At 66.8% G+C, this 21,380-nt stretch carries 17 protein-coding genes; 12 read left to right on the forward strand and 5 right to left on the reverse strand.

The features are described from left to right. Positions 1-5: 5 nt before the first annotated feature. Positions 6-1,262 (reverse strand): GTP cyclohydrolase II, encoded by a 1,257-nt coding sequence (locus QW868_RS29715; RefSeq protein ID WP_315796750.1) that lies wholly within the window; start codon positions 1,260-1,262, stop codon positions 6-8. Positions 1,263-1,511: 249 nt separating this feature from the next. Between QW868_RS29715 and QW868_RS29720 the strand changes: the two genes are divergently transcribed. Together QW868_RS29720 and QW868_RS29725 are read left to right on the forward strand one after the other, a co-directional pair. Continuing rightward, the gene (locus QW868_RS29720; RefSeq protein ID WP_316232190.1) at positions 1,512-2,741 is read left to right on the forward strand and encodes an amidohydrolase family protein; all 1,230 of its coding nucleotides are present in this window, start codon (positions 1,512-1,514) and stop codon (positions 2,739-2,741) included. Positions 2,742-2,768: 27 nt separating this feature from the next. Continuing rightward, positions 2,769-3,695, forward strand: coding sequence for an N-carbamoyl-D-amino-acid hydrolase (locus tag QW868_RS29725; protein ID WP_316232191.1), 927 nt, complete (start codon positions 2,769-2,771; stop codon positions 3,693-3,695). Between the two features lie 250 nt (positions 3,696-3,945). Here the strand turns inward: QW868_RS29725 and QW868_RS29730 are convergent, their stop codons facing one another. Next, on the reverse strand, positions 3,946-4,605 hold the full coding sequence (locus QW868_RS29730; RefSeq protein ID WP_315772054.1) for an aspartate/glutamate racemase family protein: 660 nt from the start codon (positions 4,603-4,605) through the stop codon (positions 3,946-3,948). A gap of 128 nt (positions 4,606-4,733) precedes the next feature. Between QW868_RS29730 and hydA the strand changes: the two genes are divergently transcribed. The 3 genes from hydA to QW868_RS29745 all read left to right on the forward strand — a co-directional run bounded on the left by hydA (position 4,734) and on the right by QW868_RS29745 (position 8,136). Continuing rightward, on the forward strand, positions 4,734-6,203 hold the full coding sequence (hydA, locus tag QW868_RS29735; protein WP_316232192.1) for a dihydropyrimidinase: 1,470 nt from the start codon (positions 4,734-4,736) through the stop codon (positions 6,201-6,203). A gap of 198 nt (positions 6,204-6,401) precedes the next feature. Then, positions 6,402-7,373 (forward strand): NAD(P)-dependent oxidoreductase, encoded by a 972-nt coding sequence (locus QW868_RS29740; protein WP_316232193.1) that lies wholly within the window; start codon positions 6,402-6,404, stop codon positions 7,371-7,373. 1 nt (position 7,374) lies between these two features. Next, the gene (locus QW868_RS29745) at positions 7,375-8,136 is read left to right on the forward strand and encodes an SDR family oxidoreductase (protein WP_316232194.1); all 762 of its coding nucleotides are present in this window, start codon (positions 7,375-7,377) and stop codon (positions 8,134-8,136) included. 1 nt (position 8,137) lies between these two features. Here QW868_RS29745 and QW868_RS29750 read toward each other — a convergent pair whose 3' ends face one another. Then, positions 8,138-9,034, reverse strand: coding sequence for a LysR substrate-binding domain-containing protein (locus QW868_RS29750; RefSeq protein WP_315772059.1), 897 nt, complete (start codon positions 9,032-9,034; stop codon positions 8,138-8,140). A gap of 210 nt (positions 9,035-9,244) precedes the next feature. Between QW868_RS29750 and QW868_RS29755 the strand changes: the two genes are divergently transcribed. The 6 genes from QW868_RS29755 (at position 9,245) to QW868_RS29780 (ending at position 17,517) form a co-directional block, all read left to right on the forward strand. Continuing rightward, on the forward strand, positions 9,245-10,660 hold the full coding sequence (locus QW868_RS29755; RefSeq protein WP_316232195.1) for an NAD(P)/FAD-dependent oxidoreductase: 1,416 nt from the start codon (positions 9,245-9,247) through the stop codon (positions 10,658-10,660). Between the two features lie 113 nt (positions 10,661-10,773). Further along, positions 10,774-12,393: an ABC transporter substrate-binding protein gene (locus tag QW868_RS29760; protein WP_316232196.1), complete on the forward strand. Its 1,620-nt coding sequence runs from the start codon at positions 10,774-10,776 to the stop codon at positions 12,391-12,393. A gap of 18 nt (positions 12,394-12,411) precedes the next feature. Continuing rightward, positions 12,412-13,443 (forward strand): ABC transporter permease, encoded by a 1,032-nt coding sequence (locus tag QW868_RS29765; RefSeq protein ID WP_316232197.1) that lies wholly within the window; start codon positions 12,412-12,414, stop codon positions 13,441-13,443. Positions 13,444-13,445: 2 nt separating this feature from the next. After that, positions 13,446-14,306, forward strand: a complete 861-nt coding sequence (locus QW868_RS29770; RefSeq protein WP_315738483.1) for an ABC transporter permease — start codon at positions 13,446-13,448, stop codon at positions 14,304-14,306. Positions 14,307-14,332: 26 nt separating this feature from the next. Next, positions 14,333-15,982: an ABC transporter ATP-binding protein gene (gene nikE, locus QW868_RS29775; protein WP_316232239.1), complete on the forward strand. Its 1,650-nt coding sequence runs from the start codon at positions 14,333-14,335 to the stop codon at positions 15,980-15,982. 119 nt (positions 15,983-16,101) lie between these two features. After that, on the forward strand, positions 16,102-17,517 hold the full coding sequence (locus QW868_RS29780; protein ID WP_316232198.1) for an FAD-binding oxidoreductase: 1,416 nt from the start codon (positions 16,102-16,104) through the stop codon (positions 17,515-17,517). Positions 17,518-17,562: 45 nt separating this feature from the next. Here QW868_RS29780 and QW868_RS29785 read toward each other — a convergent pair whose 3' ends face one another. Next, positions 17,563-19,044, reverse strand: coding sequence for a mannitol dehydrogenase family protein (locus QW868_RS29785; protein WP_316232199.1), 1,482 nt, complete (start codon positions 19,042-19,044; stop codon positions 17,563-17,565). A 9-nt stretch (positions 19,045-19,053) separates the two neighbouring features. Then, on the reverse strand, positions 19,054-20,064 hold the full coding sequence (locus tag QW868_RS29790) for a Zn-dependent oxidoreductase (protein ID WP_316232200.1): 1,011 nt from the start codon (positions 20,062-20,064) through the stop codon (positions 19,054-19,056). Positions 20,065-20,247: 183 nt separating this feature from the next. Here QW868_RS29790 and QW868_RS29795 point away from each other — a divergent pair, with 183 nt between their 5' ends. Next, positions 20,248-21,264 (forward strand): TRAP transporter substrate-binding protein, encoded by a 1,017-nt coding sequence (locus tag QW868_RS29795; RefSeq protein WP_316232201.1) that lies wholly within the window; start codon positions 20,248-20,250, stop codon positions 21,262-21,264. Positions 21,265-21,380: the final 116 nt, after the last annotated feature.

A 21,380-nucleotide genomic window follows, 5' to 3' on the forward strand; every position in this document is an offset into this window, starting at 1 on the left:
TGCGCTCAGTATTTCTCGAGCGGGCGGCCGACGGTGTCGCCGAGCGCCTCGGGCTTCTGCGGCTCCAGCGAGAAATAGCCGGCCGCCTTCTTCGCCGCGATCTCGACATGGGCATCCGCCGGAATCAGCTCGTCCGGGATCGGCACGCGCTCGACGATGTCGACGCCTTGGCCCACCAGTGCGTCATGCTTCATGTCGCTCATCGAGATGAAGCGGTCGATGCGTTTGATGCCGAGCCAGTGGATGACGTCGGGCATCAACTGCTGGAAGCGCGCATCCTGCACGCCGGCGACGCATTCGGTGCGCTCGAAATAGGCGGCGGCGGCGTCGCCGTCCTCCTGGCGCTTGCGCGCATTGTAGACCAGGAACTTCGTCACCTCGCCGAGGGCGCGGCCCTCCTTGCGGTTGTAGACGATGATGCCGAGGCCGCCGTTCTGCCCGGCCGCGACGCATTCCTCGATGCCGTGGATCAGATAGGGGCGGCAGGTGCAGATGTCGGAGCCGAACACGTCCGAGCCGTTGCACTCGTCATGCACGCGACATGTGATCTTCGTCCGGCTGTCATTGAGCTTGTCGACGTCGCCGAACAGATAGACCGTGGTGCCGCCGATCGGCGGCAGGAACACCTGCAGGTCGGGCCGGGTCACCAACTCCGGATACATGCCGCCGGTCTGTTCGAACAGGCCGCGGCGCAGATTGGTCTCGCTGGTGCCGAACCGCGCGGCCACGCCGGGCAGGTACCACACCGGATCGATCGCGATCTTGACCACCGACACGCTGCCGTTGGCGTGCACGACATCGCCATCATGAACGAGGCGCTTGGCGGCGAGCGCCGCATGCAGTTCCGGCAGCTCGATGCGCGCCTTGGTCACGGCGATCGTCGGCCGGATATCGATTCCTTCCGCGATCTCGCCGCCGAAATTCTCGGCGACCAGATGGCCCCAGGGATCGAGCGCGACGATCTTCGCCGGATCGCGCCATTGCGTGAACGGGCCGATGGTGGCGGCGGGATGGGTGTTGGTGAGATCCGGACGGCGGATCGGATCGAGCGCACCAGATGATACCGCGAGCGCGCGGTAGACGGTGTAGGAGCCGCCATGGCTGCCGATCACGTTGCGGTCCTGCGGACGCGACACCGTGCCGATGATCGGGCCGCGCTCGCGCGCGCTCTCGGCGCCCCAGTGGAGCGGGAAATTGTGCTTGGCGCCTGGCACCGGGTGCGAGGTCAGGCGAATGTGATCCGTACGGTTGGAGCGAGTCATCGGACAGCTACCCCCAAAACGGCAACGGCCCGCCTTGACGACGGGCCTGAGCAGAACGAGTTCACGTTTTCCATGCATCAATATAGCAGTTTTTCCCCGGGAAACAAGTGGTTCCCGGCGGCCGTCTATTTGTAAACGAATGGTATCGACCGCTGGCCGCGCGTTGCGGCGGACGGGCCTTGGCATGGCGCTTGCCTTTTCGCAACCGGGCCGCCAGCTTGGCGCGCGTATGGAATCCCTGGCGGCAGCATGGACCTGATCATTCGCAACGCGGTGCTGGCGCAGCAGGGCGAACTGCGCCGCGCCGATATCGGAATTTCCGATGGTGTCATCGCGGCGATCGCGCCGTCGCTGCCAGCCGACGGCGCGGAGCGCGACGCGGAGAATTGCCTCGTCGTTCCCGGCTTCATCGAGACGCACATCCATCTCGACAAGACTTGCATCCTCGACCGCTGCACCATCCGCGACGGGACAGTCGCCGAGGCGGTGCGCGAGACCGCGGCCGCGAAGCGCAACTTCACCGCTGATGATGTCTACGCGCGAGCGAAGCAGACGGTGGAGCGCTGCGTCAGCCATGGCACGATGCGCATGCGCACCCATGTCGAGCTCGATCCCGGCATCGGCTTCATCGGTTTCGAGGCGATCCGGCGGCTCGCAAAGGACTATGCCTGGGCGCTCGATCTCGAGATCTGCGTATTTCCGCAGGAAGGTCTCACCAATTATCTCGGCACCGAGGAGCTGCTGATCGAAGGCCTGCGCCGCGGCGCGCGAACCATCGGCGCCGCCCCGTATTTCGACACCGACCCGCCGGCGCAGATCGACCGCATCTTCGCGATCGCGCGCGAGCACGACGTCGACATCGACATGCATCTCGATCTCGCCGAGACGCTCGATCACATGCAGATCGAGTATGTCTGCCGCAAGACCGAGGAGTATGGTTGGGGCGGCCGCGTCGCCGTCGGTCACGTCACGCAGCTGTCGCTGCTGCCGCCGCAGCGCTTCAAAGCCATCGCTGCGCAATTGGCCAATGCCGGGGTCGCCGTCACCGTGCTGCCGTCGACCGACCTGCATCTGATGGGCCGCCGCCACCATCATGCGATCCCGCGCGGCGTGGTCCCGCTGGAGCCGCTACGCGCTGCGGGCGTGACCTGCTCGCTCTCGACCAACAACGTGCTCAACCCGTTCACGCCCTATGGCGACGGCTCGCTGATCCGCATGGCCAATCTCTATGCCAATGTCTGTCACGTCTCGCGTCCCGATCATCTGGCCGGCTGCCTCGACATGGTGACGCATGATGCGGCGAAGCTGATGCGGCTCGGCGACTACGGCATCAGGGTCGGCGCGCCGGCCGATCTGGTCTGCATCGATGCGTCGACGCCGACCGAGACGGTGGCGACCCTGGCGCAGCCGCTATGGGGCCTCAAGCGCGGCCGCCCATCGTTCTCGCGGACGCGGCCCGTGCTGTATCGGCCGGGGTGACGCCAGAGTTAGAATAGGAGACCAACCATGCGCGTGATCAACGTTGCCGCCGCCCAGATGGGGCCGATTCAGCGCGCCGACAGCCGCGAGGCGGTGGTGGCGCGCATGATCGCGCTGCTGGACGAGGCCAAGCGCCGGGGGGCCGATCTCATCGTCTATCCAGAGATGGCGCTGACGACGTTCTTTCCACGCTGGTACATGGAGAATCAGGCGGAGGTCGATAGCTGGTTCGAGCTGATGATGCCGAACGCCGCCGTGCAGCCGCTGTTCGATCGCGCTGCGCAGCATGGTATGGCGATGTATCTCGGCTATGCCGAGCTGACGCCGGATGGGCACCACTACAACACCGCCATCCTCACGGATCGCAGCAGCACCATCGTCGGTAAGTACCGCAAGGTGCATCTGCCCGGCCACGAGGAGTTCGAACCGGAGCGCAGCCACCAGCATCTGGAGAAGCGCTATTTCGAGCCGGGTGATCTCGGCTTTCCGGTGTGGCGCAATCTCGGCGGCATCTTCGGCATGGCGATCTGCAACGATCGCCGCTGGCCGGAGACCTATCGCGTGATGGGGCTGCAGGACGTCGAGCTGGTGCTGATCGGCTACAACACGCCGTCGGTGAACTCATTGAAGAGCGCGGAGGGCCTGCAGCAGCGCCTGTTTCACAATCGCCTCTCGGCGCAGGCCGGCGCCTACCAGAACTCGTGCTGGGTGGTGGCGGTCGCCAAGGCCGGCGTCGAGGACGGCCATCACCTGATCGGCGGCAGCCTGATCGTCAATCCCGACGGCGAGATCGTCGCGGAGGCCGCGACGGAAGGGGACGAGGTGCTGGTCGTGCCGTGCGATCTCGATGCGACGCGGTTCGGCAAGCAGACGACCTTCGACTTCGCAAGGCATCGGCGGATCGAGCATTACGGGCTGATCACCAGCCGCACGGGCGCGGTGCCGCCGGAGTGAACAACGAGTTTTTTAGCTGCCGGAGCCAAGCAAATCGCAGTTATTGTGCTCGACTCCAGCGACGACAATGGTGTCGTCCCAGCGAACGCCGGGACCCATACCGCGGAAGCTATCGAGGAACGTGACTGTTAGTTGCCTACCTCACCGCAGCCGGTGGCTATGGGTCTCGGCTCAAGGCCGGGACGACAGCCGTGTGTGAGGCGATCGGTCGGGCAGATCAGCGAATGCAGAGCGCAAGGCTCAGCGCCACTCACCCGGCAAACGCCACCGCGCCGAGCGCCATCGTCACCGCAGCCTGGGTCGGATCGATCACCGGAATCCCCAGCGCCTCCTCTAAGCTCTTCCGGTGCCGCGCCATGCCGGCGCAACCCATCACGATGGCGCCGGCGCCGTCCTCCTCCTTCAGCGCGCGGCCGACCGCGATCATCTTCGCCAAGGTGCCTTCGCCTGACGCCGTCTCCGCCACGGTCATGTCCAACGGTCGTTCCGCGGCCAACCGATCCATCAAGCCCATCTGGCGGAGATAGCGGATGTGGCGGCGGATCGAGCGCTGCGCGATGGCGAGCACGCCGAACGTATCGGCGCGGGTCAGCGCGGTGAGCACGCCGCATTCGGCGATGCCGAGCACCGGACGTGCCGTGGCCTCGCGGCAGACATGCAGGCCAGGGTCGCTGTAGCAGGCGATCACGAACGCGCTGGATGCGTTGTCGCCCTCGACGAGACGCCGCAGCGGCAGGGTGACGCTGTCGGCGTCCTTCTGGCTCTCGATGCCGTATGGACCTTCCTTCAAGGTCTCGCAGACGATCTCCGGCCCGTCGGCGAACATCAGCGGCTTGAGCGCCGCCGCCAAGCCGTCGGTGACCACCTGGTTGGAGTTCGGATTGATCACGGTGATGCGCGGGCGGGACATGGGAGCTACCTGCTTCTTCAGTGTTGACGGCGCGTGACAGGCAACCACTATGCCATGGCTGACGCAATGGGGCCGATGCGGTCGTCTCGCGTCCACGGCGTTCCATCTGGCAGAACTAGGAGATCGCGATGACCGAGCCGGCCTATGACCTGATCATCCGGGGCGGGCGCGTCGCCACCACCACCGATACGTTCGAGGCCGATGTCGCCATCACAGGCGAGACCATCGCGGCGATCGGCCGCGGGCTCGGCCGGGCCAAGCGCGAGATCGATGCGCGCGGCAAGTATGTGCTGCCCGGCGGCGTCGACAGCCATTGCCATATCGAGCAGCTCTCGGCGGCAGGGATCGTCAATGCCGACACGTTCGAGAGCGCCACCACGTCGGCCGCGTTCGGTGGCACCACGTCCGTGATCTCCTTCGCAGCCCAGCATGTCGGCATGCAGTTGCCGCAGGTGGTCGAGGACTATCACGCGCTGGCGCGCAAGGGTGCCGTGATCGACTACGCGTTCCACATGATCGTCGCCGATCCGACCAGGGAGACGCTGGAGCGGGACCTGCCGGCGCTGATCCGCCAGGGCCACGGCTCGATCAAGATCTTCATGACCTACGACCGGCTCAAGATCGACGACGAGCCGCTGCTCGACATTCTCGTCGCCGCGCGCGAAGGCGGCGCCATGCTGTGCGCGCACGCCGAGAACCATGGCATCATCTCCTGGATGGTGAAGCGGCTGCTGTCGCGCGGCTACACCGCGCCGAAATATCACGCCATCAGCCACGCCCGCTTCTCCGAGGCCGAAGCGTTCAACCGCCTGATCGGCATGGCCGCCCTCGTCGATCAGCCGATCATGATCTTCCACGTCTCGACCGCGGAAGGTGCGAAAGTGATCCGGGATGCGCGCGGGCAGGGGCTGAAGGTGTTCGCGGAGACCTGTCCGCAATACCTGTTCATGACAGCCGAGGATCTCGACAAGCCCGGCATCGAGGGTGCGAAGTGGATGTGCAGTCCGCCGCCGCGCCGCGCGCCCGATCAGGAGGCGCTGTGGCAGGCGCTGTCGCTCGGCGACCTGCAGACGATCTCTTCCGATCACGCGCCGTATCGGTTCGACGAGACCGGCAAGCTGCGCGCCGGCCCCAACCCCAACTTCAAGCAGATCGCCAACGGCCTGCCGGGCCTGGAGCTGCGGCTGCCGCTCTTGTTCGACGCGATGGTGTCGAAGGGGCGGCTGGGCCTCAACAAGTTCGTCGAGCTGACAGCGACGGCGCCGGCCAAGATCTACAATCTGCATCCGAGAAAGGGCGCGATCGCGATCGGCGCCGATGCCGACATCGCGCTGTGGGATCCGGACAAGCACGTCACGATCAGCGATGCCGCCATGCACGACCTCGCCGGCTACACGCCATTTGCGGGGCGCAGCGTGCAGGGTTGGCCGGTGACCGTGCTGTCGCGCGGCCGCGTCATCGTTGACGGCGGCAGACTGTCGGCCCAGCCCGGCTCCGGCCAGTTCCTCGCCCGCAGCGGTGGCGAGGCTGCGACGCCGACGGGGCGCCTGGTCGCGGATATGGACCCGGAGCAGAATTTTGGGGCGAAGCTGCTCTAGGCGCGAAGAGCTGTTGGAGTAGCTGATCATGTTGACGCGGTCGCTCCGCTGTCCGCCGTCATGCCCGGGCTGGACCCGCGCATCCACGTGCTTCCCAGGATGCTGCCGGACGTGGATGGCCGGGACGGCGCTCGGCCATGACGTGGGGAGAGAGCTGAACGCCCTTTGTCGATCGCTGTCCACGCGAGGACCTCTTTGATGCATGTCCTGATCTTCGGCGGCGCCGGCTTCGTCGGGCTCAACATTGCGCAAGGCCTGCTGGAGCGCGGCCATGCCGCGACGATCTTTGACGCAGCAGGTTTGCCGGCGGCAGCGCAGCGCGCCCTCGCGCCGTATCGCGAGCGTCTGCACCTGGTGCAGGGCGACGTCACCGATGCGAGCGCCGTCGCGGCCGCCGTCGCCAGCGGCTGCGATGCCGTCGTGCTCGGCGCCGCGATCACTGCCGGGCCCGAGCGCGATGCGGCTGACCCGGAGCGCATCCTCGCGGTCAATCTGCTTGCGCAGGTGCCGATCCTGCAGGCGGCGCGCGGCAGCGGCATCCGCCGCGTCATCAACCTGTCCTCGGCGGCCTCCTATGGCGCCAGCGGTCGGCGCTTTGCCGTGCTGGAGGAGACCATGCCGTGCGAGCCGGTGTCGCTCTATGCGATCACCAAGTTCGCCTCCGAGCGCGTCGCCGCGCGGCTGTCGGATCTGTGGCAAACCGACGTGATCAGCGTGCGCCTGTCGGCGGTCTTCGGCCCTTTCGAGCGCGCCGGCGGCGTGCGCGACACGCCATCGCCGCAGGCGCTGATCGCGGCCTGTTGCGCGCGCAATGCGCCGGCGCTGCTGAACGAGCCGGGCGACAAGGACTGGGTCTATGCGGTCGACGTCGCCGACGCCGTCTGCCGGTTGCTGGAAGCCGAGAGGCCGCAGCACAGGCTCTACAACATCTCCAGCACAGCCATGTTTACCGCCGAGGCCTGGGGCCGCGCCTTCGCGCAAGGCCGCTCCGGTTTCGTCTGCCGGCTCGCAGAGCAGGGCGAGGCGCCGACGGTGCCGGTGTTTGCTCCGAACCGCGGCCGGCTGTCGACGACGCGACTGGCCGAGGAGTTCGGCTGGCGCGCGCGCTTCGACTGCGCGGCATCGGCGGAGCATTTCGGCCGCTGGTTCGATCAGCACGGGAGAGATTGAGATGAGGCTTGCAGGCAAGGTCGCGATCGTCACCGGCGGCGGCTCCGGCATTGGGCGCGCCAGCGCCGTGATGTTCGCGCGCGAGGGGGCGCATCTCGCCCTGGTCGATCGCGACGCTGCGGGCGCGGATGAGACGCTGGCGCTTGTGCGGAGCGCGGGCGGGGATGGCAGCGTCCATGTCGGCGATGTCGGTGACGCCGACTTCGCCAAGGCGACCATCGAGGGCGTGGCCGGGGCACGGTGCCGGCTCGACGTGCTGATGACCGCGGCCGGCTTCTCCTGTGGCGGCACCGTCGTCACCACCGATCCCGCCGACTGGGACGCGGTGTTCCGCGCCAATGTCGGCGGCACCTGGCTGTGGACCAAGGTCGCGGTGCCGATCATGCAGAAGCAGAAGGCCGGATCGATCATCACCGTGGCGTCGCAGCTTGCGGTCGCCGGCGGCAAAGGCAACAGCGCCTATATCGCCGCCAAGGGCGCGATCATCAGCCTGACCCGCACCATCGCGGTGGACTTCGCCGCCGATGGCATCCGCGTCAATGCGCTGGCGCCGGGCGCGATCGACACGCCGCTGCTGCGCCGGAGCTTTGCGCGCCACGCCGATCCCGAGCCGGTGCGCGAGGCCTCGCGCCAGCGCCACGCCATGAAGCGCTTTGGCGCGGCAGACGAGGTCGCGGCCGCCGCGCTGTTCCTCGCCAGCGACGAGGCGTCGTTCACGACCGGCATCGTGCTGCCGGTCGATGGCGGCTGGCTGGCGGCGTAGCTCAACGCCTCGCAGTGCCGGATTTCCGATCGCGCCCGCGCAAAATGTCCGCAAGCGCGGCCGCGTTGCGAGACAGTGGCTCGAAGCGTGGCGTCAGCAGATGCGCGCGCATCGGAATCTTCGGTGCGAGTGGCCGTGCCGCGAGGTCGGGCCAGGCGCGGCCGCGCAGCACGAATTCGTCGACCACGGCAAGGCCCGCGCCGGCGCGGGCCATGGCGCAGGCGTCGGGCGTGTAGCGCACGATCGTGGTCGGCTCCGGGCCGCCGGCGAGGGCCGATGTGACGATGTGGCCATAAGGCGTCTGCCGGCCGAAGCCGACCAGCGGATAGGGCAGCATGTCCTTCGGCCTGATGCTGCGCAGCTTCGCCAGGGCATGATCGGCCGGCATGATCACGTGCAGCGCGCCCTCCGCGATCGTCTCGACCGCGACTGTCGGCTCGTCGACCGGCAGCACGGTGATGCCGAGATCGGCGCGGGCTGTGCCGACGCGGCTGACGATCTCCAGCAGGGTCAGCGACTCGAACTCGACACGCAGGTCGGGAAAGCGGCCGCGCAGCCGCGCCAGCGCCTCCGGCACCATGCTGTGTCCCGCGCTCGGGCTCGCCACCACGCGGATCGTCCCCGTGCCGCCCGCGCGCAACTCGTCGGCGAGATCGTTGATGCGCGCGACGCCGCGATGGACGTGCTCGACCTCGGCGAACAGCCGCCTGGCCTCCGGCGTCGGCTGCACCCGGCCGCTGATGCGCTCGAACAGCTTGAGCTTGAGGCCATCCTCGGTATAGGCCAGCAGCCGGCTGATCGCGGGCTGCGACACGGACAGCAGCCGCGCAGCGCCGCTGATCGAGCCTGTCATCATGATGGCGCGGAACACCTCGATCTGGCGCAGATTGAGCGGCATGCGACCTCTTGTCTCGCTGCGGATGGCTGTCGATTCTAGCTGCCGCTGCCGTCCCATAACAAGCTGTTATGGGCGGCGGACAAATCGGTATGGTCGGCTCCAGGCTCGCTTTGCTAAGCTTCGCTCGCCGGGTGACATGACTGATGGAGAGAGCGTGAGCGACAGCGAGCGTGTCGATCGCGATTGCGCGTGTTTCATCCGGTGGCCGGCATGAGCGCCGGTCTCGCCGCGCTGACGGCCCAGGTCCGCAGCGATCTTGCCAGGATCGCGCATCCCAGCATGCCATGGCTGACGCCTATCATCGGTCCCGATGGCCGACCTGCGCGCGATGTGTTGATCGTCGGCGGCGGCCAATCGGGTCTTGCCACCGCCTTCGCGCTGCTGCGCTCACGCGTCAGCAACATTCTCGTGCTCGACAAGGCCGAAGCTGGCCGCGAAGGACCGTGGCTCAGCTATGCGCGCATGCCGACCCTGCGCAGCCCGAAAGATTTCACCGGACCGGATCTCGACATACCCTGTCTGACCTATCAGGCGTGGCACGAGGCGAAGTTCGGCGGCGAGAGCTGGCGCAATCTTGACCTGATTCCGCGCGAATATTGGGCAGACTATCTCGCCTGGTATCGCGAGGTGCTCGACCTTCCCGTGCGCAACGGCTGCGAAGTCGTCGATATCGCGCCGGCCGCTGATGGACTGCTGCAGGCGACCGTGCGCAGCAAGGATGGTGAGGCGACGATCTACGCCCGCAAGATCGTGCTGGCGACCGGGCAGGAGGGGATGGGCGACTGGAGTATTCCGGAGCCGCTGCGCGATCTGCCCGCAACGCGCGGCGCCCATTCCGGCGCCGAGATCGATTTCGACAGCTTGCGCGGCCGCCGCGTCGCCGTGATCGGCGCCGGTGCCTCGGCGTTCGACAATGCGGCGGCTGCGCTCGAAGCCGGTGCGGCGCGCGTCGATCTGCTATGCCGCCGCACGGAAATCCAGCTGATCCAGCCCTATCGCTGGCTGACGTTCCGCGGTTTCCTGCGGCATTTCTCCGAGCTCGACGACGTCTGGCGCTGGCGTTTCATGCGCGCGGTCCTCGAGTTGCGCGAGGGCTTTCCGCAGCACACCTATGATCGCTGCGCCCGTCATGCCGCGTTCCATCTACACGAGGGCGCGCCGATCGTGGCCGCGTGCGAGACGTCCGACGGAGTCGTGCTGCGGACACCGCAAGACGAAGTCACAGTCGATTTCGTAGTCAGCGCGACGGGCATCTCGATGGACTTCGCAAAGCGTCCGGAGCTGCAGCGCTTTGCCGCCAACATCGCACGCTGGTGCGATCGCTACACGCCCGACGCCAGCGAGCGCAACGACCGGCTCGGCGCCTTTCCCTATCTCGCCGACGACTATGCGCTGTGCGAGCGTGTGGCTGGCCGGACGCCGTGGATCCGCGACGTCCATGTTTTCGCCATTGCCTCGACGATGAGCTTCGGCGCGTCGGGTTCTTCCATCAATGCAATGACCACAGCGGTGCCGAAGCTCGTGCATGGGCTGACGCGCGGGTTGTTCAAGGCCGACATCGACAAGCATTGGGCCAGCTTCCAGGCCTACGATGTGAAGCAGGCCGAGGTGTGCCGTGGCACGTGATTTGCTGCTGCGCTTCCATCTGCTGCGCTCCCATCTGATGCGCTTGCGCCGCCGGTGACCGCTGGCAGGCTATTTCAGTCCCGGATTTTGAGACCAATGAGGGAACAAGGGCGATGAGTTTCGAGATGTCCAAACGTTCGTTGTTCGCTGCGACCGCCTTGCTCGCGGTGATGCTGGCTGCGCCATCGGCGCATGCGCAGAGCCGCGCCGAGACTCTGCGCTATGTCACCGGTGCCACCGTCAACACGCTCGATCCGAACATTCCGGGCTCGACGCGCGAGGCCTTCGCGCTGTCGATGTCGAGCTACGACCGGCTGGTGTCGTTCGGTCGCAAGCAGCTCAATGGAAAGTGGGTGTTCGATCTCGACACGATCACCGGCGAGCTCGCTGAATCCTATCAGGTCAGCGCTGACGGTTTGAAGATCACCTTCAAGCTGCGCCCCGACGCCAAGTTCCAGGACGGCTCGCCGGTGACGGCCGAGGACGTCAAATGGTCGCTCGACCGCTGCGTCAGCGCGCCGATCCTCGGCAAGGCGCAACTGCTGACGGGCTCGCTGACGTCGGCCGATCAGTTCAAGGTCATTGATCCCCTGACGTTCGAAGTGACCTTGCCGAAGCCGGACAAGCTGGCGCTGCCGAATCTCGCGACCGTCTATCCGATCATCATCAACTCCAAGCTGGCCAAGGCGCATGCGACGGCTGAAGATCCCTGGGCGCTGAACTGGACCAAGGAGAACGCGGCCGGCAGCGGCGCCTACATCGTCGAGACCTTCAAGCCCGGCGAGCAAGTGATCGCCAAGCGCAACGAGGCCTGGAACCGCGGCACGCCGGACAAGCCGGCGGCGTTCAAGCGCCTGATCATCCAGTCGGTGCCGGAGCCGGCGACGCGCGCCAACCTCGTCGAGCGCGGTGATGCCGATCTGGTCATCGATCTGCAGGCGAGCGACGTGCAGTCGCTGGAAAGCAAGGGCAAGCTGAAGGTGATCTCGACGCCGCAATACAACGCGGTGACCTTCATCTCGATGAACAACACCATTCCGCCGTTCGACAACGTCAATGTGCGTCGCGCCATCGCCTCTGCGCTGCCCTATGACGACATGTTCAAGGCGGCCTTGTTCGGCCGCGGCGCGCCGCTCTACGGCGCGATCTGGGCCGACGGCAAGCCGCCGAGCGGCGGCTATCCGATCCCGCAGCCGATCAAGCTCGATCTGGAGAAGGCCAAGGCCTATCTGAAGGACGCCGGCATGGCGGACGGCTTCTCCACCACCTTCAGCTTCAATGTCGGCCAGGCGGCGACCGCCGAGCCGATGGCCGCCTTGGTCAAGGAATCGCTCGCCAAGATCGGCATCAAGGTGGACATCCAGAAGCTGCCGGATGCGCAGATGTCGACCGCGATCAACGAGAAGAAGCTGCCGTTCTTCACCGAGGGCATCGTCGCCTGGCTGCCCTCGACCGACTACTTCTATCGCAACTTCTACACCGGCAAGCAGCGCTGGAACTACTCCTCGACCGACAATGCTGAGCTGGAGAAGATCGCGCAGGAGGCGCGCTTCGAGGCCGACAAGGCGAAATATGAGGAGCAGGGCAAGGCGCTCAACGCCATCCATTTCGACCAGATGTTCCAGATCCCGATCTGGCAGGCGGCGCAGGATGCGGTGATGCAGCCGACGATGGATGGCTATGTCTACCAGTTCACGCGGCAGGTCGATTATCGTAACCTGAGTCGCAAGTAACGGGGACGGCGGATAACCATGGGAACGGTCGGCGCAACCTTGGCTCGGGCGGGACGACGCTTCGTCTCGTCGCTGCCGGCGCTGTTCGGCGTCTTGGTGTTCACCTTTCTCTTGATGCGCGTGCTGCCGGGGGACCCGGCCGTGTTCTTTGCCTCCGGTCCCAATGCCGGCCAGGAGGAGATCGAGGTGATCCGCCGGCAGCTCGGGCTCGACAAGCCGCTGCCGAACCAGCTCGCGATCTATCTGTACGACGTCGGCCGCGGCAATCTCGGCCGTTCGATGATGACCGGGCAGGCCGTTGCCAAGGACCTCAAGGAGCGGCTGCCGGCCTCGCTGGAGCTGACGTTGACCGCGCTGCTGATCGCGCTGGTCTCGGCGGTGCCGCTTGGCGTGCTCGCAGCGCTCCGGCCAGGGTCGCTGGTCGATCACGGCGTGCGGCTGTTCTGCTCGCTCGGCGTCTGCGTGCCGACCTTCGTCTCCGGTCTACTGCTGATCTACGTGTTCTATTATCTGCTCGGCTTCGCGCCGGACCCCACGGGCCGCATCGACATCTTCGCCACGCTGCCGCCGCAGCGCACCGGTTTCCTGATCATCGATTTCCTGCTCGCCGGCGATCTCGAGGGCTGGTGGGCGGCGGCGCGGCAATTGATGCTGCCGGCGCTGACCATGGCGCTGTTCGTGATCGCGCCGCTGGCGCGGATCACCCGCGCCTCGATGCTGGTGTCGCTCGGCAGCGACTTCGTGCGCACTGCGCGCTCGGTCGGGCTGTCGTGGTGGCGCATCGTCGTCACCTATGCGCTGCGCAACGCGATCCTTCCGGTGATCACCATCGCCGGCATCGTATTCTCGACCATGCTCGGCGCCAACGTGCTGGTGGAGAAGGTGTTCTCCTGGCCGGGCGTCGCCTCCTACGCGCTCGATGCGCTGCTGGTGTCGGACTACGCGCCGGTGCAGGGCTTCGTGCTGCTGATGGCGACGATCTTCGTGATCGTCAATCTCCTGGTCGATCTGCTCTATGGCATCGCCGATCCCAGGGCGACGGTGGCGTGAGCATGAGCACGATCGAGACCGCGTCGACCCTGCGCCATACCGCGTTCGTGCTACGCGGCAATCCGGTCACCGCCGTCGCAGCCGGCGGCGCGCTGCTGCTGGCACTGATCGCGATCTTTGCGCCGTGGCTCGCGCCTTACGATCCTGTCGCGTCCGAGGTCTCCGCCGCGCTGCAGCCGCCGAGCGCTGCGCACTGGTTCGGCACCGACCAGCTCGGCCGCGACGTGCTAAGCCGCCTGATCGTCGCGAGCCGGCTCGATCTCACCATCGCGGTGACGGCGGTCGCCGTGTCCTTCGCGCTCGGGTCGGTCGTCGGTGCGCTGTGCGGCTATGCCGGCGGCCGGCTCGACAAGGCGGTCGGCCGCTTCGTCGACGTCCTGATGGCGTTCCCGCTGTTCGTGCTGGCGATGGCGATGGTCGCCGCGCTCGGCAACCGCGTCGAGAACATCGTGATCGCGACCGCGATCATCAATCTGCCGTTCTACATCCGCTTCGCCCGCGCCGAAGTGAACATCCGCCGCAATCTCGGCTGGGTCGAGGCCGCGCGGGCCTGCGGCGAGAGCCACATCGCCGTGGTGCTGCGCTTCCTGCTGCCGAACGTGCTGCCGGCGATGGCGGTGCAGATCTCGCTCAATCTCGGCTGGGCCATTCTCAATGCCGCGGGCCTCTCCTTCATCGGCCTCGGCGTCAAGCCGCCGACGCCGGAATGGGGCATCATGGTCGCCGAGGGCGCACGCTTCATCTCCACGGGGCGCTGGTGGCTGGTGGCGTTTCCCGGACTTGCGCTGATGAGCGCGGTGCTGTGCTTCAATCTGCTCGGCGACGGCCTGCGCGACATCCTGGATCCGAGGATGCGCACGTGAGCGCACCCGATGTGAAAGGCGCGCCGCTGCTCGAGGTCGAGAACCTCAAAGTGACGTTCTCGACCCGCCGCGGCCTCGTCGAGGCGGTGCGCGGCGTGTCGCTGTCGCTGCAGCCCGGCGAGATGCTGGGCCTTGTCGGCGAGAGCGGCTCCGGCAAATCGGTGACCGGCTTTGCCATCACCCATCTGCTCGACAAGGCCGGCCGCATCACCGATGGCTGCATCCGCTTCAAGGGGCAGGACATCACCCGCGCCGACGGCGCCGATCTGCGCAGCCTGCATGGCGCAGCCATGGCGATGATCTTCCAGAACCCGCGCGCCGCGCTCAACCCGATCCGCACCGTCGGCCAGCAGATTGCGGATGCGATCCTCGCCCATCGCCGTCTGTCGCGGCAGGAGGCGCAGGCCGAGGCTCTGAGCTTGCTCAAGGCGGTGCAGATCCGCGATCCCGAGCGGCGCATGGGCGCCTATCCGCATGAGCTGTCCGGCGGCATGTGCCAGCGCGTGATGATCGCGATCGCGATCTCCTGCAGTCCGCAGCTCCTGGTCGCCGACGAGCCGACCACCGGCCTCGACGTCACCACGCAAAAGGTGGTGATGGACCTGCTCGCTCATATCGCCGCCGACCGCGGCATGGCGACGATCCTGATCACGCATGATCTCGGGCTCGCCGCGCGCTACTGCGCGCGCGTCGTGGTGATGGAGCAGGGCAGGCTGGTCGAGCAGGCCGAGCCGCTGACGCTGTTCCATCGCCCGCAGCACCCCTACACCAAGCGTCTGGTCGCGGCATCGCCGACGGCGACCTCGCGCATCGAGGATCTGGTGCCCGATGGCGAGAGGATTCCGTTGGTCGAGATAAGCGAGCTGCCGCCTCCGCCGCACGGCACGCCGCTGCTGCTCGACGTCAAGAACATCGTCAAGCGCTTCGACGACGGCACTGTTGGGGTGGCCGACTTCTCGATGACGATGCGCGGCGGCGAGAGCGTCGGCCTGGTCGGCGAGAGCGGCTCGGGCAAGAGCACGACCTCGCGCATGATCTGCCGCCTGATCGATCCCAGCGAGGGCGAGATCCTGTTCGACGGGCGGCCGATCGGCCAGATCCCGGCACGCGACTTCCACCGTTCCGAGCTGCGCAAGGACATTCAGATCGTCTTCCAGGATCCGAACGACAGCCTCAATCCGCGCTATACCGCGTTCGACTGCATCGCTCATCCGTTGTTTCGGCTGATGAACATGCGCAACGGCGACAAGCTGCGCCAGCGCGTGGAGAAATGCGCAGACCGCGTCGGGCTGCCGCGCGAGCTGTTGTCGCGCTTCCCGCATCAGCTCTCCGGCGGGCAGAAGGCGCGCGTCGGCATTGCGCGGGCCATTGCCTGCCGGCCGCGGCTCCTGGTGCTGGACGAGCCGACCGCGGCGCTCGACGTCTCCGTGCAGGCCGTGGTGCTGCAGCTTCTCAACAGGCTGAGGCGGGAGGACAATCTCGCCTTCCTGTTCGTCAGCCACGATCTCAACGTCGTGCGCATGATGTGCGACCGCACCATCGTGCTGCGTACCGGCCTGATCGTCGAGCAGGGCGAGAGCCGGGCGCTGTTCGCCAACCCGCAGACCGACTACACCCGCGAGCTGGTCGAAGCCGTGCCGCACATCGCGCCGCCAGTGGCGCTGGCGCCGGCCTGAACGCACCCATAACAATCGATTATGGACGCCGGACAACTTGGTATTGGGATCGCGATCGGCTGGCCTGTTAGTTTGCGGGCATCGGCCTCTCAAGCCATCAAAGGGTCAAAGCGCTGATCATGACGGAGCTGATCGAAAGGCTGCAGGGCGCCATCGGCGCGGCGCATGTTCTCGTCGCGGCCGAGGATCAGGCGCCATATCTGCGCGACTGGCTCGGCAAGTATCATGGCACTGCGATTGCGGTGGTGCGCCCCGGCTCGACCGCGGAGGTTGCGGCCGTCATGGTGGCCTGCGCCGAGGCGCGCTCCGCCGTGGTGCCGCAGGGCGGCCACACCAGCCTGTCCGGCGGCGCGACGCCGGATGCGGGCGGAAGGGCGGTCGTGCTGTCGCTGGCGCGGATGAACCGTATCCGCGCGGTCGATGCCATCGGCCAGACCATCGTGGTCGATGCCGGCGTCGTACTGGCCAAGGTGCAGGACGCCGCGCGCGCGGCCGGCTTGCTGTTTCCGCTCAGCCTGGGCTCCGAGGGCAGTTGCACCGTCGGCGGCAATCTCGCGGCGAATGCCGGCGGCGTCGCCGTGCTGCGTTATGGCGTGATGCGCGAGCTGACGCTCGGCCTCGAGGTGGTGCTCCCGGACGGCCGGATCTGGGACGGCCTGCGCTCCTTGCGCAAGGACAACACCGGCTACGCGCTGCGCGATCTGTTCATCGGTTCGGAAGGAACGCTCGGCATCATCACCGGCGCCGTGCTCAAGCTGTTTCCGCAGCCGACCGCGCGTGCGACCTCCTTCGTCGCCGTGGCCGATGCAGCCGCCGCACTCGCGCTGCTGCGGCTGTCGCGTGCGCATTGCGGCGACCGGCTCACCGCGTTCGAGTTCCTCACCTCGGCGACGCTGGAGATGATCCTGCGCCAGATGCCGGACACGCGGCTGCCATTCGCGGCGCTTCCCGGCGCGGCAGTGCTGATCGAACTGAGCGACATTGGTGACGAGAGCGCGCTGACCGTGCGGCTCGAAACTGCGCTGGCCGAGGCGATGGCGAACGGGATCGCCTCAGATGCCGTGGTTGCTCAGGACGGCACGCAGGCGAAGGCGTTCTGGCGCGTGCGCGAAGGCGTGTCGGAGGCGCTGGTGCGCGAGGGCAAGGCGGTCAAGCACGACATCGCCGTCCCCGTCGCCGAGATCGCCGATTTCGTTGATGTGATGGATGCAGCAGTCCGTGCGGCGCTGCCGGGCGTCCGGCCCATGGTGTTCGGCCATCTCGGCGATGGCAACCTGCACTACAACCTGATGCGTCCGCTCGATATGAGCGAGGCGCAGTTCTACGAGCACGGTGCGCGGATCACCCGTATCGTCCACGACGAGATCACCCGCCGCCGGGGCTCGATCAGCGCCGAGCACGGCATCGGCCAGCTCCGCATCGCCGAGATGCCGCTGTGCAAGCAGCCGCTCGAGCTGGAACTGATGCGACAGCTCAAGGCTACGCTCGATCCGCATGGGCTGATGAATCCGGGCAAGCTGTTGCCGAACGTTTAGTTCGATGCTGATGTCGCCCGTCGTCCGGCTAGAGCCGACGTGACGTCAGCCTACGTCTTGCCGGATCCGCGCGACAGTCGCACGGGTTCCATTCAGGAAGAGGCTACCGAGTGCTGTCTCAACCGCACGCGCGAAACGAGGATCGTTCGGCAACCCGTGGCCGAAGACTGACGTAACCGACAACAACGCCGGCGCGAGCCGGCTCGCGACCGGGCCGGCCTCATCCGCCAGTGCGCGCAGCTTGGCCGCCAGCGGGTCGCGCAGCGCGATCGGCTGGCCGTGCTCGTCAGTGCCGCTGACGTAGCGCATCCATCCCGCAACGGCGAGCGCGAGCCGGGTGATCGGCACGCCGCGCGCCAGCCGGTCACGGATCGTGCCGAACAGGCGCTGCGGCAGCTTCTGCGAGCCGTCCATCGCGATCTGCGCCGTGCGATGCTTGAGCGCCGGATTGCGGAAGCGGTTGAGCAGCGCGGCGCGATAGGCGGTCACGTCGAAGCCGCCGAGCGCGGGCAGGGTCGGGGTGACCTCGTCGCGCATCATGTCCTCGACGAGGCCGGCGAGGTCGGGCTCGGCCATGGCTGCGGCCACCGTCTCGCATCCCATGAGGTAGCCGAGATAGGCGAGCGTCGAATGCGCGCCGTTAAGCAGCCGGAGCTTCATCAGCTCGAACGGCGCGACGTCGCGGACGAACTGCGCGCCGCTGGCGTCCCAGGCCGGACGGTCGCCGCCGAAATCATCCGCGATGACCCATTGGCTGAACGGCTCGGTCACGACGGGCCAGGCATCGTCGAGGCCGAGCGCAGCGCTGACATCGGCGCGGTCGGCGTCGGTGGTGGCCGGCACGATGCGGTCGACCATGGTCGAGGGAAAGCGGACATTGTCCGCGATCCATTCGGCGAGATCGCGGTCGACCAGCCCGGCGAAGGCGATGGCAAGGCCGCGCAGGGTGTGGCCGTTGGCGGGAAGGTTGTCGCAGGCGAGCACAGTGTAGGGCGGCAGGCCCTGCTGCCGCCGCAGCCGCAGGCCGCCGACGATGAAGCCGAGCGTGCTTCGCGGATGCGTGAGATTTAGAGCGTCGTGGCGGATGTCGGGATCATCGGCGCGCAACGCGCCGGTGGCCGGATCGTGGCTGTGGCCCTTCTCGGTCACTGTCGTCGAGACGATACGCACCGCGGGATCGGCCAGCCGTGCGATCAGGCCCGCAGGATCTTCCGGCGCGACCGCAACGCCGGTGAGCGCGCCGATGACGCGCCGCGCATGGCCGGCGCCGTCGCTGGCCGTCACGCTGTAGAGGCCGCCTTGCGGTTCGAGCGCATCGCGGGTGTCGGGTGAGCGCAAGGAGACGCCGAGAATGCCCCAGTGCGGATCATCCTTGAGCAGCGCATCGGTGTAGACAGCCTGGTGGCCGCGATGGAACGCGCCGAGCCCGAGATGGACGATGCCGGTCGCGACGGCCGTGCGGTCGTAGTCCGGTTTCGGGATGCCGACAGGCAGGCGGTGGAGCGTGGCGGGGCTGAGACGGTCCATGGCGGGACTTCAGAAGATCAACTGCACTTTGCAGCATTCGGTCTGGTTGTGCTCGAACGTGTCGAACGCGGTGGCGTAGGCGTCGAGCTCGAAGCGGTGGGTGATCAGGCGCTCGGGCTGCAAGGTGCCGCTGGCGAACCACGCGATCACCTTGGCGAACTTGCCGCTGTTCAACCGCGAGGCGTGGATCGAAAGCTCCTTCGCCGTGACCTTCTGCTGCACGATCGTGGAGGGCTCGGCCGAGAAGCCGAGCAGGCCGATCCGCGCTGCGGGCGAGGCGATCTCGATCGCTTCAGCGAGGATGGCGGGATGGCAGGCGGCATCGATGATCAGCGTCGGCTTCAGGCCGGCGTCCGCGAGCGCTGCGGGCAGGGCGGTCTGCGCGGTGTTGATGACGCGATCGGCGCCATTGTGCCGCGCCGCGTCGAGGCGTTGGTCGATGCGGTCGGTGACGATCAGCTCCTTGACGCCATAGACGCGCTTGAGCACCTGGATCACGGTCAGCCCAATCGGCCCGGCGCCATAGACCAGCGCGACGTCGGAAGCGAACACGCGCGTATGGTCGGTGATGTTGGCGGCGATCGAAAACGGCTCGACCAGCGGCGCCTTGTCGTCGTCGACGCTGTCCGGCAGCAGATGCGCGTTTTCGGCCGGCACGCAGGAATATTCGGAGAAGCCGCCGTCGCGGTGCACGCCGAGCACGGCGAGTTCAGCGCAGACATTGGGACGGCCGACCGAGCAGGGATAGCAGTGGCCGCAGGCGACGACCGGATCGACCACGACGCGAGCGCCGAGCCGTGCGTCGACACCGTCGCCGAGCTTGTCGATGCGGCCGAAGAATTCATGGCCGATGACGCGCGGATAGCGCGCAAACGGGTTGCTGCCGTGAAGGATGTGGATGTCGGAGCCGCAGATGCCGGCGCGCTCGACCTTGATGCGGATCTCGCCGGCGGCGGGCTCGGGAATGGTGCGGGTTTCAATCGACAGGCGGCCGGGCCGCTCCACCACGAGGCTCTTCACGCGTTCCTCCATCCCTTGGGCGCTTCTTGGGCGCTCATCTCCACCGTGAGCGGCTGCCGTATAGCAATCTCAAAACTTGGATACAAGTTATGTATTGAAACATTATTTAGTATCCATTATAGGCTTTAGATCCATGAATGACATACAAAAGGCCCCCAAGCGGGCCGGCAGGGGAGGTTGCCAATGTCTTCGTCCACATCCATGTCCCGTCGCAGCTTCGTCGGCACCGCACTCGCCGGGGTGTCTGCCCTGGCGTTCGGGCCAGCCCGGGCGCAGTCGGCCAAGTATCGCCTGCGTTACGGCACGGCGTTTCCCGCCACCCATCCCGGCGTCATCAGAATCATCGAGGCGTCGGAGGTCATCAAGAAGCAGACCAATGGTCTGGTCGACCTGCAGGTCTATCCGAACAGCCAGCTCGGCAGCGAGCCGGACATGTTCTCGCAAGTCCGCACCGGCGCGCTCGACTTCATGTCGACCTCGGGCGTGAACCAGACCGTGGTGCCGATCGGCGGCATCAATGCGGTGGCGTTCGCGTTCGAGAGTTACGACCAGGTGTGGTCGGCGATGGACGGCGATCTCGGCAACCATGTGCGCGGCGAGTTCGCCAAGGTCGGCCTGCACGTGCTCCCGAAATGCCTCGACAACGGCTATCGCAACATCACCTCCGGCGCCAAGCCGATCGCCTCGCCCGACGATCTCAAGGGCTTCAAGATCCGCGTGCCCGGCAATCCGCTGTGGGTGACGCTGTTCAAGACGCTCGGTGCTGCGCCGACGCCGATCAATTTCGGCGAGCTTTATGCGGCGCTGCAGACGCACATCGTCGACGGCCAGGAGAATCCGCTGGCGCTGATCCAGAGCGCCAAGCTCTACGAGGTGCAGAAATACATCGCGCTATCCGGCCATATCTGGGACGGTCACCACATCTTCGCCAATGCGACGCGCTGGAACGGTCTGCCCGCCGACGTGCGCGACGCCATCACCGCGGCGCTGTCGGAGGCCGCCGTGAAGGAGCGGCAGGACATCCAGAGCTTCAACGAAAAGGCGCAAGCCGAAATGCAGGCGGGAGGCGTCGCGTTCAACAAGGTCGACACCAAGCCGTTCCGTGACGCGTTGCGCACCGCCGGCTTCTACACCGAGTGGAAGACCAAGTTCGGCGCCGAGGCCTGGGGCCTGCTCGAGAAGTCGGTCGGCCAGCTCTGAGGCCACGCCCAGTCAAGCGCTGTGGAACGAGACGAATTCGTGGAAGCCCGTCATAAACCGCCAAGCCGTTGCATGCTCATCGTCATTCCGGGTTCAAGGCCTGCGGCCTTGCCCCG

It is taken from the genome of Bradyrhizobium sp. SZCCHNR1051 (assembly GCF_032489615.1).
Taxonomy (GTDB): domain Bacteria; phylum Pseudomonadota; class Alphaproteobacteria; order Rhizobiales; family Xanthobacteraceae; genus Bradyrhizobium.

Bases quoted from the DNA above. Each gene is read 5' to 3' on its own strand.
- QW868_RS29750 (WP_315772059.1), bottom strand. From the start codon at position 9,034: ATGCCGCTCAATCTGCGCCAGATCGAGGTGTTCCGCGCCATCATGATG.
- QW868_RS29715 (WP_315796750.1), bottom strand. From the start codon at position 1,262: ATGACTCGCTCCAACCGTACGGATCACATTCGCCTGACCTCGCACCCG.
- QW868_RS29725 (WP_316232191.1), top strand. From the start codon at position 2,769: ATGCGCGTGATCAACGTTGCCGCCGCCCAGATGGGGCCGATTCAGCGC.
- QW868_RS29730 (WP_315772054.1), bottom strand. From the start codon at position 4,605: ATGTCCCGCCCGCGCATCACCGTGATCAATCCGAACTCCAACCAGGTG.
- QW868_RS29755 (WP_316232195.1), top strand. From the start codon at position 9,245: ATGAGCGCCGGTCTCGCCGCGCTGACGGCCCAGGTCCGCAGCGATCTT.
- QW868_RS29720 (WP_316232190.1), top strand. From the start codon at position 1,512: ATGGACCTGATCATTCGCAACGCGGTGCTGGCGCAGCAGGGCGAACTG.
- hydA (WP_316232192.1), top strand. From the start codon at position 4,734: ATGACCGAGCCGGCCTATGACCTGATCATCCGGGGCGGGCGCGTCGCC.
- QW868_RS29745 (WP_316232194.1), top strand. From the start codon at position 7,375: ATGAGGCTTGCAGGCAAGGTCGCGATCGTCACCGGCGGCGGCTCCGGC.
- QW868_RS29765 (WP_316232197.1), top strand. From the start codon at position 12,412: ATGGGAACGGTCGGCGCAACCTTGGCTCGGGCGGGACGACGCTTCGTC.
- QW868_RS29760 (WP_316232196.1), top strand. From the start codon at position 10,774: ATGAGTTTCGAGATGTCCAAACGTTCGTTGTTCGCTGCGACCGCCTTG.
- QW868_RS29795 (WP_316232201.1), top strand. From the start codon at position 20,248: ATGTCTTCGTCCACATCCATGTCCCGTCGCAGCTTCGTCGGCACCGCA.
- QW868_RS29740 (WP_316232193.1), top strand. From the start codon at position 6,402: ATGCATGTCCTGATCTTCGGCGGCGCCGGCTTCGTCGGGCTCAACATT.
- QW868_RS29780 (WP_316232198.1), top strand. From the start codon at position 16,102: ATGACGGAGCTGATCGAAAGGCTGCAGGGCGCCATCGGCGCGGCGCAT.
- QW868_RS29785 (WP_316232199.1), bottom strand. From the start codon at position 19,044: ATGGACCGTCTCAGCCCCGCCACGCTCCACCGCCTGCCTGTCGGCATC.
- QW868_RS29770 (WP_315738483.1), top strand. From the start codon at position 13,446: ATGAGCACGATCGAGACCGCGTCGACCCTGCGCCATACCGCGTTCGTG.